General features: G+C 33.9%; 8 protein-coding genes and 1 pseudogene. 6 read left to right on the top strand and 3 right to left on the bottom strand.

What is annotated here, in order from left to right; all coding sequences use genetic code 11:
• Positions 1 to 1,123: 1,123 nt before the first annotated feature.
• The 4 genes from psbB to RINTHH_RS04890 all read left to right on the top strand — a co-directional run bounded on the left by psbB (position 1,124) and on the right by RINTHH_RS04890 (position 5,794).
• Positions 1,124 to 2,659, top strand: coding sequence for a photosystem II chlorophyll-binding protein CP47 (gene psbB, locus RINTHH_RS04905; protein ID WP_008233600.1), 1,536 nt, complete (start codon positions 1,124 to 1,126; stop codon positions 2,657 to 2,659).
• A 182-nt stretch (positions 2,660 to 2,841) separates the two neighbouring features.
• Entirely contained in the window at positions 2,842 to 2,937 is a 96-nt protein-coding gene (locus RINTHH_RS04900) for a photosystem II reaction center protein T (protein ID WP_044304663.1), read from the top strand.
• 1,137 nt (positions 2,938 to 4,074) lie between these two features.
• Positions 4,075 to 5,379, top strand: coding sequence for a threonine synthase (gene thrC, locus RINTHH_RS04895; protein WP_044304664.1), 1,305 nt, complete (start codon positions 4,075 to 4,077; stop codon positions 5,377 to 5,379).
• Between the two features lie 139 nt (positions 5,380 to 5,518).
• Positions 5,519 to 5,794 (top strand): MoaD/ThiS family protein, encoded by a 276-nt coding sequence (locus RINTHH_RS04890; RefSeq protein WP_008233595.1) that lies wholly within the window; start codon positions 5,519 to 5,521, stop codon positions 5,792 to 5,794.
• 1,360 nt (positions 5,795 to 7,154) lie between these two features.
• On the opposite strand, the gene RINTHH_RS04885 is transcribed toward RINTHH_RS04890, so the two are convergent.
• Positions 7,155 to 8,012 (bottom strand): M15 family metallopeptidase, encoded by an 858-nt coding sequence (locus RINTHH_RS04885; protein WP_008233593.1) that lies wholly within the window; start codon positions 8,010 to 8,012, stop codon positions 7,155 to 7,157.
• Between the two features lie 289 nt (positions 8,013 to 8,301).
• Positions 8,302 to 10,895 (bottom strand): annotated as a pseudogene (priA, locus tag RINTHH_RS11200) (primosomal protein N').
• Between the two features lie 870 nt (positions 10,896 to 11,765).
• On the opposite strand from priA, the gene RINTHH_RS04875 reads away from it, so the two are divergent.
• Positions 11,766 to 12,908 carry an RpoD/SigA family RNA polymerase sigma factor gene (locus RINTHH_RS04875; protein ID WP_008233573.1) on the top strand — a complete coding sequence of 381 codons (1,143 nt, stop codon included), beginning with the start codon at positions 11,766 to 11,768 and terminating at the stop codon, positions 12,906 to 12,908.
• A gap of 288 nt (positions 12,909 to 13,196) precedes the next feature.
• Entirely contained in the window at positions 13,197 to 13,697 is a 501-nt protein-coding gene (locus tag RINTHH_RS04870; protein ID WP_008233572.1) for a GNAT family N-acetyltransferase, read from the top strand.
• 875 nt (positions 13,698 to 14,572) lie between these two features.
• Here RINTHH_RS04870 and RINTHH_RS04865 read toward each other — a convergent pair.
• Entirely contained in the window at positions 14,573 to 15,181 is a 609-nt protein-coding gene (locus RINTHH_RS04865; RefSeq protein WP_008233571.1) for an exopolysaccharide biosynthesis protein, read from the bottom strand.
• Positions 15,182 to 15,960: the final 779 nt, after the last annotated feature.

The raw sequence follows: 15,960 nt of genomic DNA, 5'->3' as shown, positions 1-15,960 counted from the left end.
ATCTAAAAATCCTAATTACTTATAGCTTGATTATTTCTTAAACTTTTTGAAATACTATAATTTATACTAAAGTATTCAATTATAGCTACATTTTTAGGTATTCAATACTATTGCTTAGACTATAGTGTTTATAATCACAGGATTGTTAGGAAATAAACCATGAGTTTAGTTTTAAATCTTACAAATCTATCTACCATAACCATATTGTTGGTTATAAATATTTATACTAATAAAATTAATGTATAAATATTTACTTAACGTGAATTGCAAACTATAAATTTTCTATTGGCTATAGTCATAGATACTAACTAGTTACATCTAGAATATATGGATAGGCATATTGAATGATTTATTATTAATTTATTTATAAATATATAGTATTTGGTTATTTATATTAATTAAAAAGGTCTAACATTTAGTATCTCATGTAAGTCAACTTTGGTTGGTAGATTATTATAGCGTCGTAATGACGACTACAAATCAGGCGATTAATATACTGGCTAATTATATAAAATAAGGTATTGCATCCAAATTAACATATCAGTCATTATTTTAGAAGTAGTTAAACTAATACCACATATACCCTTACTTGGGGTTAAATAAAGTCATTGAACAGATGATTGTGCGCTATTTAATGATATTCCTGCCGAACAGGTAATTGAAAATCTGGGCATGGTTGGAAATTTATTGCGCATTAGAAAACCACAATATCTAAAGTAGTGCTGTAGCAACAATACTTATTAATATGATTCTGTTTATAACCAATATATAAGTAGTAGCTATAGCTAAAACTATCAATCTTGCAAATAACTCCAAGATTTAGTCATATCTTTCAAAAGATTCTAATTTGTATTTTATCTTTGAATATATTTTCCTTAAATATATTCACTGGTTGTTACTTATGGGCAACAAACTTAATCAACAACAGTGTTACCCGAGTGGTCATACCTCATGTATTTATTCTGGCCAAACTATGAAAAAATATAGGCTATAGCAATAAAACAAGCTGGAAGAAGTTCTAAATAGAGCAAGTGTATTGCTCATATAAATGAGTCTACTTAATTGTATAACTTCCATAATGAAAGTTGCTTTGTAAAAAACTAATTCAGGAGGAGCGTGGTTAATGGGACTACCTTGGTACCGAGTACACACAGTCGTTCTAAATGATCCGGGGCGACTGATTTCTGTACATCTGATGCATACAGCCTTAGTAGCTGGCTGGGCTGGGTCTATGGCTTTGTATGAATTAGCTATATATGATCCTAGTGATCCAGTACTCAACCCCATGTGGCGGCAAGGAATGTTTGTATTACCTTTCATGGCACGTTTAGGTGTTGTAGGTTCATGGGGTGGTTGGAACGTTATTGGTGATCCCAATTATGATCCTGGTTTTTGGTCTTTTGAAGGAGTTGCTGCTGCACATATTGTACTCTCTGGTTTATTATTTTTAGCTGCTGTATGGCACTGGGTATTCTGGGATTTGGAACTCTTCCAGGATCCACGTACTGGTGAATCTGCTCTAGATTTACCCAAAATGTTTGGTATTCACTTGTTTTTATCTGGTCTACTATGTTTTGGTTTTGGAGCATTCCATCTTACTGGTTTGTTTGGTCCAGGAATGTGGGTATCTGATGCTTATGGTTTAACAGGTCATATTGAATCAGTAGCACCGGAATGGGGACCAGCAGGATTTGATCCGTTTAATCCCGGCGGTATAGTAGCACACCACATTGCTGCCGGTGTAGTCGGTATTATTGCAGGTCTTTTCCACTTATCCGTTAGACCGCCAGAAAGGCTCTATAAAGCGCTGAGGATGGGTAACATTGAAACCGTTCTTTCCAGCAGTATTGCCGCAGTATTTTTTGCTGCTTTTATTGTTGCTGGAACCATGTGGTATGGCAACGCTTCTACACCTATTGAGCTGTTTGGTCCTACCCGTTATCAGTGGGACCAGGGCTATTTTCAACAAGAAGCTAGCCGTCGGGTACAAGCTAGTATGGAGAATGGAGACAGTTTATCTGAAGCTTGGTCAAAGATTCCTGAAAAACTAGCTTTCTATGACTATGTTGGTAATAGTCCTGCAAAAGGTGGGTTATTTCGTACAGGACCAATGGTAAAAGGTGATGGTATTGCTCAGTCTTGGCAAGGTCATGCTGTATTCACAGATGCTGAAGGTCGGGAGTTGAGCGTCCGTCGTCTTCCCAACTTTTTTGAAACCTTTCCTGTCGTTTTGGCCGATAAAGATGGCATTATTCGTGCTGATATTCCCTTCCGTCGGGCAGAATCTAAATATAGCTTTGAGCAAACTGGTGTTAAAGTTAGTCTTTACGGTGGTGATTTAAATGGTCAAACATTTACTGATCCTGCTGTAGTTAAGCGTTTTGCTCGTGGTGCTCAGGGTGGGGAAATTTTTAAATTTGATAGAGGAACCTTAAACTCCGATGGTGTATTCCGTTCAAGTCCTAGGGGTTGGTTTACTTTTGGACATGCTGTATTTGCCCTGCTATTTTTCTTTGGTCATATTTGGCATGGTTCTCGAACACTTTACAGGGATGTATTTGCAGGTGTGGAAGCTGATATGGAAGAACAAGTAGAATGGGGTCTATTCCAGAAAGTTGGTGATAAATCTACTAGGGTTCCTGAAAAGGAAACTGCTTAAATCCCTTGTAGTCAAATGATAAGGAATGGTGAAAGCGAAGTTTGATTATGCAGATGTGAAGTGTAAGATTAGTTTTCAGCTAAGCTTAAGCTTCTTCTTTAATATTTTTGTCTTCTTTGTTACCATTCTTTCCTGTTATTTTGTAAAGTTACTTGCACACTTAAATAAAAGGAATTAGACAAATGGAAAGCGTTGCTTACATATTAATTTTGGCCCTTGGAATTGGAACTCTTTTCTTTGCTATTGCATTTCGTGAACCTCCTCGTATTGGGAAGTAGGAATCATTCTGCGGTACATACAGTCTAATCAAAAAATTGAAGTGCCGTTATCGCTTAGTTAAGCGATAACGGCACTTCAATTTTACTAGAGTACTACCAGATAGGAATTTGTAAGTTAACTTGACTGCTGGAAATAACAAAAGATAGGAACCTAAACTAGTATAAATACTCTACTTGTTTTTATTAAGTTATTATTCCAGCATTAACTATTTTATATATATATATTTAGTTATTTATTTGCAAACATATAGTTACTCTAGGCTGAGGCTTTACGTTCTATTTTCCTATTAACAAATTGTTCTGATTATTTTTAATAATTTGCATACATATAACTCATTATAAAAATCTTACTAATAGATGTTTGAGTGATTACAACAGTTAAATTAAGGAAAATATTTTCCCAACCGATAATGTTTAATAGTATATTTTACTAACCATAATCACTTAGCAACATATGATATTAGGAAAATCCAAACTTCCTTGACTAATCTAGGATAAAATTCTTTATCAACATCACCTAATTTAGTTTTTATATGGTGTACTTATCTTAAATAAGAAATAAATTATTTTCGGCTATTTTAGTACTATCATAGTTGAATAATTTTACGAATGTTACCGAAATTGAATAAAATAAAGGCTGAGATCCTAATAATCCCTAAAAGTTATCAATTCATTACTTTATCTGATTGTCTAGAAAAAATAGTTTAGTACACTCATAATGAATAATATTATATACAAAGAGTTAATTTCTAACAGGATTATTTTTATAGTTTGTATTAAAAATATTCAGATCTATCCCTGATATGCTATTAAAATTAAATTAGTATAAGGGTAATCAACAGCAATTAGTTTTACTCTAAATAATCATTAGGTATAATACTATTCATTTCATTCTTTAATAAAAATTAAATTGTATATATACATTATACTGCATAGTTTATTCCTTAATTATATTCAATATAACAGAACCTCAATAGAAATTTAGATGTATATAATTAACCTTTCAATACTTTTCTCTAAACTCTAATCCCCTTTTTAAAACATACCAGACTCATATTGTCGGGTATGTTTGACTGTCATTTTTGCTCGTGGTAATATCATTCGATAGTTATATGGATGCACAAAAAAATACAGATTATGACTCAGGTAATCGCAAAACATAACCAAAGCCCAATTACAACTTTCAACAACCTAAAGTGTAAAGAATGTGGTGCGGAGTATGAATTGCAAGCAATCCATGTATGTGAATTGTGCTTTGGTCCTTTAGAAGTAACTTACGATTACAGTGGCCTCTGTAGTCAAGTTACTCGGGAAAGTATTGCGTCTGGTCCTAATTCTATTTGGCGTTATCGTCAGTTTCTACCTGTTGCCAGTGATCACCCCATTGATGTGGGTACTGGCATGACTCCTTTGGTTTTTTCCCAACGTTTAGCCCGCCGCTTGGGTTTAAAGAATTTATATATTAAAAATGATGCTGTTAACATGCCCACTCTCAGTTTCAAAGATAGGGTGGTGTCTGTTGCTTTAACTAGGGCAAGAGAATTAGGTTTTACTACAGTTTCTTGTGCTAGTACTGGTAATTTAGCTAACTCTACTGCTGCAATTGCAGCTCATGCTGGTTTAGATTGCTATGTATTTATTCCTGCAGATCTAGAAGCAGGAAAAGTTATTGGCAGCTTAATCTATAGCCCTACCTTAATGGCTGTTGAAGGTAACTATGATCAAGTAAACCGTTTGTGTTCAGAAATTGCAAACACATATGGATGGGGGTTTGTAAATATTAATCTACGTCCTTATTATTCGGAAGGTTCCAAAACCCTGGGATTTGAAGTAGCAGAACAGTTGGGATGGAAGCTACCAGATCATATAGTTGCTCCTTTAGCATCTGGTTCGTTATTTACTAAGATTTACAAGGGATTTCATGAATTTGTGAAAGTCGGCCTGGTAGAAGATAAGGCAGTAAGATTTAGTGGAGCTCAGGCAGAAGGATGTTCTCCTATAGCCCAAGCCTTTAAAAGGGGTATGGATTTTATCCAACCAGTCAAACCCAAGACTATAGCTAAGTCAATTGCGATTGGCAATCCTGCAGATGGTATTTATGCCACGGAAATTGCAAGGAAAACTGGTGGAAATATTGAGTCAGTTACAGATCAAGAAATTATAGAGGGTATGAAGCTCCTTGCAGAAACCGAAGGCATTTTTACAGAGACTGCTGGTGGTACAACAATTGCCGTATTGAAAAAATTGGTTGAGAGTGGCAAGATAGACTCAGAAGAAACCACTGTAGTTTATATCACTGGTAATGGTTTGAAGACTCAAGAGGCTGTACAAGGATATATTGGAGAAGCTCTAACTATTGAAGCTAAACTTGATAGTTTTGAGAGAAAACTAGAACGCTCTCGTACTTTGGGTCGTTTAGAATGGCAACAAGTCCTAGTATAAGCCAAATTAATAAATCTATGAATAAATTCAGCTATGATTTACTTTGAGGAGTGGAGTAATAAATAAATATAGTGGTTAAAATAGCCCAAAACTAATGTTTCTTACTTCACGCACATTAATCACACTTCATTCTGCCACTATGTCAATTAAAGTTCTAGTACCAACTGCCCTGCAAAAGTTTACTCACAATCAAGCTACCCTAGAATGTGGTGGTGCAACTATTGCTGAACTATTCAACTCCTTGGAACAAAATTGCCCAGGAATTAAATCACGTTTGTGTGATGAGCAAGGACAACCACGGCGATTTTTGAATTTTTATGTCAATAGTGAAGATATCCGTTTTCTAGATGGTACAGAAACGCCCCTCAAGGATGGGGATGAAGTTAGCATTGTACCAGCTGTTGCTGGTGGTTAGTATATATGTAATCAGGATGTCTATAATTACATTCTTCTTATTATTTGAATGAGTATGACTTAATGATTCAATACTAAATAGTTCAGGTAAATTAGGTATATAGGCTGAATTCTGCAACAATCATAGTTATCATTCTATTCTCTTTTAGACTTTCACAGGAATGGCTCCCTTTAATACTTGGAATAACTGTCTTGATTATCAGGCAAATCACTCAAGCCACCAAAATGAATTTAGTACAGTTGGGAGCCTAATAGACTTGTGAGATTACTAGTTACTAGGGAGTAAGACATTGATTAGGAAATATATACTGTTTTACTCCCAAACGTCATTATCTCTCTGGATGTCCAATTTCTATAAGCTTTGATTGGTGCTAATATAGGTAGCAAGATAGCTTTTAAAATATCCAAAAGTAAGTTGTTTCAAACTATTCTACTTAAAATTACTAGTATTTCATAAACCTCAGTATTTGAAGCAGATTTCTCCAGTTAGACACTTTGAATAAAACCGCTATACAAGTCTTTTAAAACTAGGCTTATGATGTACCGTAACAACTACACCTATAATTTGAAGTAACAGCAAAAAACATCAAAGAAACTTATTAAATTTGCTTCAAATGTAATAACCCATAAATCAGTGTAGGTTTTCTTACCTTCTAGAAAGAAGGGTATAACATGAGTATTAAAATAAAAATTGTAGATATTTTAATTAAAAATAAATGATTTGGGAAATAGCCGCTAGGCCTCTAGTTTTTTGATAGTTGCGTTAAGACATTTATGAATTTGGGTTTTGGGATAACTTGTAATTAATTAGTGTTTAAAAACAAGAAAAATATTGTTAAGACAAGGGAATCTCACACTGAAACCGTTTATCCTATAAAGATAATGGGGATTTTTTGCCTCCAGGCTTACCCTATTTAGGATATGTTAAAAGATAGGCACCCTATAGTGAAGAACTGAAATTGTAATGAAAATAATTCTCTCTATCTCTATATTGAGTTTTTATGTTGAGAATAAACCTCAAATCTTTACATTGTCTATTATGACATGAGATTACGACAAGGCCAAGGTTATTAATAAATACTTACTATTGTCCAAGTATAAGAGCCAAGTTAAAAATTTAGATAACTACTTGATATACAGAGTATTAGATTAGATAGTTAAAAGAACCGAATATTTTAGCCATCAGTATGATAGTAATATAAGGTTCTGTCATGAAAACTCTGACCTAAAAATACATTGCTATCATTCCCATTTTATAAACTGCTTGAGTGACACAATTTTCAAAAACATGATTGTGATTTAAAAGCGCATTTTTTTGGATAATACTTAATGCATATTTACATTTATTGATAATGATCATCTTAAGAGAGACTTATTTTAGAGAAGTTCTCTTTTAATAAGGTTTGAACATTTTGTTTTTGTCTCTTGTAAAAAGTTTCAAAACTGTGGGGGTTACCCACAAATCTCCAGTGCCAAGGTTCATAATTGACACCTTGTAAATTATTGCGGGGAAAAGACAGTTCAAAGCCATAACGGGCTGCATTGTTTTCTAACCATCTAAATGCAGTTGTTTTTTCAAAATTGGCAGTGAGATTACTTGCTGGAGCCGAACCATCACCAATATCCAAAGCATAGCCAGTATGATGTTCACTATACTTGGGAGGTGCACTGACAGCAGCCCTCTGAGCAGGTGTTTGATTACGTTGAGCACCAATTCCAAAAAATAATGCTTCTTGTTGCGCAATAGTGCGAAAGCCAGATATAGGAACTAGGTTTACTCCTTGGGTCTTTGCATCTATAAGCATTTCTTGTAATTTTTTTGCTGCAGCTTGTCGCATTTTTATTTGTCCATTTTGGTAAATTCCGACTAATTCAGACATAGGAGCTTCTCGATATGCAAAATGTCCTAAAATGCTATCCGCACTATTTTTTTGAAAGCTAAGGGGTTTATTCTGATCAGGATTTGTCCGTGTTGATTCCTGTCTATGAGATATAGATTGAGAGTAAATAGCTGTTTTGGGTGTGGTAAGGGAAAACAAAAAACCACTAATTATTGCAAGGATAATAAACCCAGTCATGCTACTTATTAATAATGTTATTTGGCGAACATTTACCTTGGATGTAGAAACATCAGAATTATCGCGTAGAGCTTCTGGAATATCATAACTGGACATAACTGGTAAATTTTTTAGTTTTCTTAAAAACTCAGCATTATTCACGGGCTAACTCCTACTAGTTTGTAGTGGTTATTATTATTTTTAGTGTGCACGCAGATAAATCAGCTTTAATAGGGTTTTATTTTATACTATTTTAGTATAGCGGCAGTGGTTTTATGATATTTGACAAGAAAATCACCGATGTAAAAACAGCCGACAATCAATTTGTATTAATAATTGCTTTGATTATCAGGTATTTTAGAAATGTCTCTCAGAAGGATCTCTTATGTGAATGAGTTAGTTTGGCAAATCAAAATTAGTTAAAATCAAATCTTAATACATTCTTGCCAGCTTACATAATATGTAGCGGGTCTACGTCAATTGTCAATGTAATAGATGGTGAACATAATTTTCTGATATCAGACCAATTTGGCAAATTTGGTAAGGAATCTGATAAAAATTTCAGCATAATTTGCCAACGGTATCGATTTGCAACCCTTAAAATACTAGCAGGTGATGGTCCTAATATATCTAAACCTTCTCCCTGCGGAATGGCTTCAGCTATTTTTTGAGAAACGTGTTCTACTTCAACAGGATTTGTCCCACTTAAACGCAATAAAACCACCCTGCCATAGGGAGGGTAATTTAATAAATGCCGTTGTTCCAATTCACCGGATACAAAGGTATGATAGTCATATTTTGCTACAGCTTCAATAGTTGTGTGCTTCGGTGTATAAGTTTGCATAATTACTCTGCCTAGCTCTTTTCCTCTCCCAACTCGTCCAGCAACTTGTGTTAGGGTTTGAAAAGCTCGTTCGCTAGCACGATAATCTGACAAATGTAATAGTCCATCAGCTGCAACCACCCCAACTAAAGTGACTTGAGGAAAATCCAACCCTTTAGTAAGCATTTGTGTTCCAACTAATAAATCCGCCTCACCATTAGCAAAGCTGCTTAATAATCTATGGTGGGAGCCCTTAGTACGGGTAGCATCGCTATCAAATCGGATACAGCGTAAATCTGGAAATAGGTTACCTAACTCTTTTATGACCCTTTGGGTTCCACTACCGAAAAATTTTAAATAATGAGAACCACACTTAGGACATTCAGGGGGATATGCTTGTTCATAATTACAGTAATGACAGCGCAGCACTTTTGGCACATCTTCTTCTGTTTGGTGGTAAGACAAGGATACATCACAGTGGGGACATTCAATAACATATCCACAACTACGGCACGAAACAAAAGTACTATGTCCACGACGATTTATAAATAAAATGCCCTGTTTTCTTTGTTCTTGCAACTGGCACAAAGCATTTTGCAAAGCTCTGCTGAATATGGAGCGGTTTCCCTGTTGTATTTCCTGCCGCATATCTACTATTTCAATAGTTGGTAGAGGTTGGGAGTTAATTCTTTGAGGAAGGGACAGATAATAACAGTGGTCAATTGATGAAGATATCATTTCTTGGATTTTTTCTTTTTTACTCTTTCTTGGACTTTATCAGTCCTACCCTTAAAAAAGTCAAAGTATTCTCCCTTCCTCTTATATTCTTTTCTCACCTCTAACCAGATCTCTAAAGAAGGAGTTGCTGTACCTAATAATAAGGGGCAATTTTCCAGTTTTGCTCTCCATTGGGCAACAGTGCGAGCATGGTAGGTAGGCATAGGAAAATCCTGTTTAAAACTACTATCATGCTCTTCATCGATTATGATCAATCCTAAGTTAGATAATGGTGAAAATACAGCACTTCTTGTACCAACAACTATGTGTGCTTCTACAGTCAACATTGTCTTCCAAGAATCTAATCTTTCCCCTGGAGAGAGAGCACTGTGATAGACAACAATTTTATTGCCAAAACGAGCACGAAAGCGATCTACAATTTGGGTTATAAGCCCAATTTCTGGAACTAAGATCAAGACTGATTTACCTTCTATTAACAAGGGAGCTACTACTTGCAGATATACTTCAGTTTTACCAGAACCAGTAACTCCATGTAGTAGTGCAATTGTAAAACCGTCTAATTCTCGAAGAGTAGACAATACTGATGCTTGAGCTGGTGTTAGTAATTTTGCAGGTTCTATTTTTGACTCTTTATCCAACAGTTTATTTTGCAATACTTCCCGACTCTGAAGAGAGATATAACCCTTAGAGACCAAACTTTTGAGAACAGAAATACTAATATTACATGTTCTTAATAATTCGGTTTGCCACATATCACCGCCCAGTTGTTGGAGAATCTGTAAAACCTCTTGCTGTCGCGGAGTAACATCATTTGCAAAGTTATTTTTTAGTAATATGGCTGCTTTCTGTAACCTTGGTTTTGAAGATTTTGGTGTTTCTAAATAGCTTTCTACTAATCCTTTAACTAATAACTCTCTCACACCCTTCTCTGCACCCTGGACTTGTCTTTGTAGATAGATAAAACTGTAATCTCCACTGGTTTGTAATCTTAATAAATCTAAAATACGTCTGGCTATTTCTGAGTGACAAGGAAAAGTTACTGAATTAATGTCCCTTTGAAGCAAACGAATTCGTCGTTGTGTTTTTCCTAATAAGCCTGGTGGCAAAGCCACTTTAATGACTTGCATCAATGGCGTATAGTAATATTCAGCTATACGGTTCAATAATTCCCAATAAGCCTGAGTGAAAAATCCACTACTTACTATATTCTCCACATTACGAACTTTTGCTGTAGATACATCAGTGGGAAGCTCACATAATAGCCTAATGGCTATTCCGCATAATATTTGAGCACCAAAAGGTACACTAACTATATCTCCTGGCTTTATTTGTAATTTTTGGGGTACACTATAAGTAAATAGTTTTGTAACTCCTGGACAATCCACTAAAACTTCTATCCAAGTATATCGTTTGTCTTCAAATTTATATTTATCTTCCGGTTTTAAATTTAATACACCATGTAAGCTTCCCCTATTAGTATTCATATATTTTCAATTTTACTCATATATATTTATTTAATCGACTGTGTACTAGCAAAAATCTAATAGTTTATTTATTTTTAGGTATATATAAATTAAATGAAAATTTAGTTGACCAATCAAAATGTAGTTAACAATACTTTCAATAAGCATAATACTTGATATTTTTCATTTATGTAATATCCTGGAAATAAAAATATTAGTTTTATGCAACGCCACTTACTATGACAATCATAACTAGTTATTCAATTCTCATATCTTATTTATATTTGGTCTATTAATGTAATTATTCCTGAGTAATATAAGCATCAACAATTTTTCCCATATTTCTATATCAAAAAGCTTAAGTATCTGAGGATATTACATGTTAGAGTGAATATTGCTAGAGTTAATTACATACAAGCAAATTTCATTATGTCCTATATCAGGATACACAAAAAACAATTAAATATACTTGCATCCGTACTTATGAAAACATGTGAGGATTTTAGGGGTATACCTGAAATAAATATTTTTTAATTATTTGATCTTGATGAACATTTTCTATTTGTTAGTTCTAGGTAGTTTTAATTTCTATTAATAGGTACTTTCAGTAATTCAATAAATAAATAGGAGAAGATATGTGCTGATATTGGAACCAAAGAAATAATTTCTTTGGTTGAATATTTTAGACAGAATGTAGCTTTGCCACAGAGAAAATATATCTAGTGAGAATTAACACAAATACAACCAATAGGATCAGCATAACTTTAAGTTTATATACCTAAATATTTTTCTATTAAATAATGTATTTATCCCCAGGTTAATTATCAAGTCATTTGGAACGGCTGTCATCACACATATATACCAAACCAAGCAAAATCCCCAAAGAAACTTATGAATATTGCTGAATTGGGACCAGTACAAGTTACGGAAAATACAGCAGAAAATGATGAAAATTTTCTTGCCAATTTTGAGGAGCTGAAGCTCATAGCAGAAGATGAGTCCTCATTGGCAGGGAATTTAAGTCAAGATGGAAGCCTTGGGGAGCAAATGGCACCAGCAAAGTCCTCAGGATATAATAAAACCGAGCATGATGACGCAGTAGGTGCTTTTTTCAAAGAAATGGCACGTTATCCTTTGCTAAAACCAGGCGAAGAAGTCGAATTGGCGCAGCGAGTGCGTTTTCTAGAAGATGTTAGGGTCAAGCAAACCACCTTGCAAGGAAAAATAGGGTATCCACCTAGTAGAGAAACGTTAGCACAGTATTGGAATTTAACAGAAAAGCAGTTAGAACAACAGTTATATCAGGGTAAGGTAGCAAAGCGAAAAATGATTCGTTCTAACTTAAGACTAGTAGTATCTATTGCTAAACGCTACTTAAATCGGGGTGTTCCCTTTTTAGATTTAATTCAAGAGGGAGCAATGGGTTTAAATCGAGCAACAGAAAAGTTTGATCCTGATAAAGGATATAAGTTTTCTACCTATGCCTACTGGTGGATTAGACAGGCAATTACTAGAGCAATCGCAAATGATGCACGTACTATCCGCTTACCTATCCATATTGTAGAAAAACTGAACAAACTCAAAAAAGCTCAAAGAGAGCTCAAACAGAAATTAGGACGTAATCCATCGGAAGTAGAAATTGCAGATTCTCTAGAAATTCCGGCACCACAGCTGCGTCAACTGCAACAACTACGGCGACAAGCACTTTCTTTAAATCACCGTGTTGGGAAAGAAGAAGATACGGAGTTAATGGACTTATTGGAAGATGAAGAAAATCTTTCCCCAGAAGCTAGAATGAACGAAAGCATGATGCGTCATGAGATTTGGGAAGTCCTTTCTGATGTTTTAACACCCAGAGAAAAAGATGTTATTTCTCTTCGCTATGGGCTAATCAGTAGTGAGCCTTGTACTTTAGAAGAAGTTGGTAATATGTTTAATCTTTCTAGGGAAAGAGTCAGACAAATTCAAAGTAAAGCTATGCGGAAATTACGTCGTCCCCATATTGCCAAACGGCTAAAGGGGTGGTTAGTTTGATACAGCTATTTTTAATCGATTATTTTTATTCGATTAAGGAGGAGTAAATATAATTTTGAAAAGGCAATTTAGACAAAAGAGTCCAGGCCTAGGGGCAGGCTTTATTTTTCTGCGGCACTTACAGGACTATGCATACCATTAAGTCAAACCATTCGTAAAGACAAACCTGTAAACTGTCCTTGATTGTTTTATACTCTATTATGTGAAATATTATGTGAAATTTACTAATTTACTAGAAAGCAACCCTATTGTAGGCTAATAAATTATTACTAGCAACTAGTAACAAAAATGAATTTGCACAATAATTTGACTTTACGATTTGCTCAACCAGGGGATAGTAATGCTTTATTCAATTTAATTAGGGGATTAGCAGAATATGAAGGATTATCTCATACTGTCACTGGCAATACTAAGGATCTAGAAATACATTTGTTTGGTTCCCATAAATATGTGGAGGCAATCCTTGCAGAGAAGGATAATAAAGCTATAGGTTTTGCTTTATTTTTCAGTAACTATTCTACATTCCTCACCAAACCGGGGATTTATCTGGAAGATATATTTGTTTTGCCAGAATATCGGCAACAAGGTATTGGTAAAGCTCTGTTTATAAAAGTAGCTCAAGTCGCTTTAGAGAGAGATTGTGGACGTTTTGAATGGAGTGTATTGGATTGGAATAAAATTGCACAGAAATTTTATTCCTGCATGGGTGCATCTATTCTGGATGAGTGGCGAATTTGTCGAATAACTGCCGAAGACCTAAAGAAGTTATCTATGAAAAATAATGAATAAAGAGGAATATTGCCATCTTTAATATTAGCTATTGTTATCTTCATCCTCATTACTAATTTTACAGATTACTTATCATACTTCTGGCAAAAGCTTGGTAAATTTTGCTAATATCTAAAAGTCAATTAAACTTTAATAAGTTTGGTATTAGATTTCCATATGTATATTTTTAAGTAAAAGAGTTAGACCTGAAAAAAAGATTTAAGTAGATAAAGAATATGGTTTACTAACTATCTTTCTTGATAGAAAATAATCATGTTGTAAAATCACTTTCTGTGAGAAAAATCTTTATCCCTGACTTCCAGAAAGTTAGCTAGAAGAAGGAGCCCAAAAAATAAGTTTATATATTTATTATGTTTGATAGTTTATTTATATTAATGCTATCCGGTCTACCGGAGCTTGAATAAACTTCAATATAAGACAGCTTAAAATGAATAAATTATTATGTTTTGAGGTCTGAAAAAGCTGGGCAAGAAAATTAATTATCAAATCAATCTGACATAATTTACCTAAGTCATTTGACTATCATTTAATCTTGACAAATATTATAGTAAATGTGCTATTTAGCCCGCCATTTATCAATTACACTTAATTAGTAATTGACTTTATGATTTTTTGAAAGTGATAACTTGTGCACAATCTATCGTATTCAATGTTTTCTTATCAAGATTTAATAAATAAGGCCTGAAGTCTTCTCTTCCAAATATAGTTATGGTTTGATGAGTGCTTTTACGATCTCTAACCTGATCATAAGACTACAATGTAACTCCAAGGATTTCTTTTCATTCCTATAAATGGATAAACTAAAATTCACACAGAAGTCGAATTCAGAAGTCGAATTTAATCTTACTCCTTAGCTATGAATAAGGACCTCTTAATCAAATTCTAATCAAATCCATTAGGCTGGAACTACCCCAGGCAGTAGCGATTATGATTGATGTACTTAACACAATTCCCAGTATGCATAAAGTCAAACCAGCCAAACTAATTGCACCATCATGTTCCTGCAAACCAAAACCAGTAACAAAAATACTAATTGCTGGCAACGTATTAGTCCCAGGAATTGGTATGATCATCAAAATAGAAACAAGTGTGATTACGATACCAATGATCATCCTACTAGGTAAAGCAGTACATACAAATGATAATCGCTGACGAGTAATAGCTTCAATTCTATGTAGCCAAGGTAATCCTATCTTTAAAAATACTTGTGCTGTTTCTAACTTAACTGGATATTTTGCTATGCATTGTGGAAACCAGGGGGTTTTTGCACCAATAGTCAGTTGTAAGGCTAGTAAAAGCATAAGAAAACCAAAAGGTGTCGAGTAGCCAGGTGCAGGAATTGGTAAAGCAGAAGGTAAAGATAAAATTACAAATAAAACCCCAAATACCCTTTCTTCTACCAGTTTTAGGATATCTGTGAGATATACTTCAGGTGATTTATGATCTTCAAAAAAATCCTGTAATTTTTTGGATAGTCTAGCCATAAATTGTATGCCTAATCAATGATAAAAATTGGCAGATCTCCCTAATTAATACTTGAATAACAGACTAAATAAACTTCCTAGGGAAGTTGGAAAAACAAAAAGATTTTGTAATGGTAATAGCTTAATCCTAAGAGAACTTTTGAGAATAAAGATATTTTATAAAAGTTCTTCTCTATAGAGACTATGAACAAATCTCTTGTTATTGAACTTTATTAATGATGGTGTATAAAGTAGCACAGTAGCAAATACTACACTATAAAGTATTTAAACTGAATTGAGTTGCTTTTCCCAGTAGATATTAGTTATGGCTCTTCACTATGTAACAGCCAAACACATGTTATCCTAAGTATTAGTTCTAGTCTTCATATGATAATAAATTTTACTTAATGGTTTTGAAAATATTGTAGATATACATAATTACTAACAAAGTTATATTTATAGATCAAGTGATTTTTCTGGAAGTGTAGTTTGAACTGAATTATGTATCAATACAAACGATTTATCCTAAAAATCCTCAATTATAAACTACAGTATTAAGATTTTCGTAAAATAGGGCATTTATATACCAGTTGAATCTGATCATATTATTGGGAATATTTAATCCAGTTTTCAATAATATATACATACCTAATAAATGATACAAAACTGCTACTTGAATCAAAATTGATGTTTCTCTTAGATATTTTTATATGGGTATAAAGAAAACAGTCTAATAATTTATATTAGGCTATTTTCAATAGCTAAAAAATTAAAAATAATCAATGATATTATTGAAATAT

Source organism: Richelia intracellularis HH01 (assembly GCF_000350105.1).
GTDB classification, from domain to species: domain Bacteria; phylum Cyanobacteriota; class Cyanobacteriia; order Cyanobacteriales; family Nostocaceae; genus Richelia; species Richelia intracellularis.
Note: the sequence above shows the minus strand (reverse complement) of the source record. Positions and strands in the feature narration are given on the sequence as shown.

Bases quoted from the DNA above. Each gene is read 5' to 3' on its own strand.
- psbB (WP_008233600.1), top strand. From the start codon at position 1,124: ATGGGACTACCTTGGTACCGAGTACACACAGTCGTTCTAAATGATCCG.
- RINTHH_RS04900 (WP_044304663.1), top strand. From the start codon at position 2,842: ATGGAAAGCGTTGCTTACATATTAATTTTGGCCCTTGGAATTGGAACT.
- thrC (WP_044304664.1), top strand. From the start codon at position 4,075: ATGACTCAGGTAATCGCAAAACATAACCAAAGCCCAATTACAACTTTC.
- RINTHH_RS04890 (WP_008233595.1), top strand. From the start codon at position 5,519: ATGTCAATTAAAGTTCTAGTACCAACTGCCCTGCAAAAGTTTACTCAC.
- RINTHH_RS04875 (WP_008233573.1), top strand. From the start codon at position 11,766: ATGAATATTGCTGAATTGGGACCAGTACAAGTTACGGAAAATACAGCA.
- RINTHH_RS04870 (WP_008233572.1), top strand. From the start codon at position 13,197: ATGAATTTGCACAATAATTTGACTTTACGATTTGCTCAACCAGGGGAT.
- RINTHH_RS04865 (WP_008233571.1), bottom strand. From the start codon at position 15,181: ATGGCTAGACTATCCAAAAAATTACAGGATTTTTTTGAAGATCATAAA.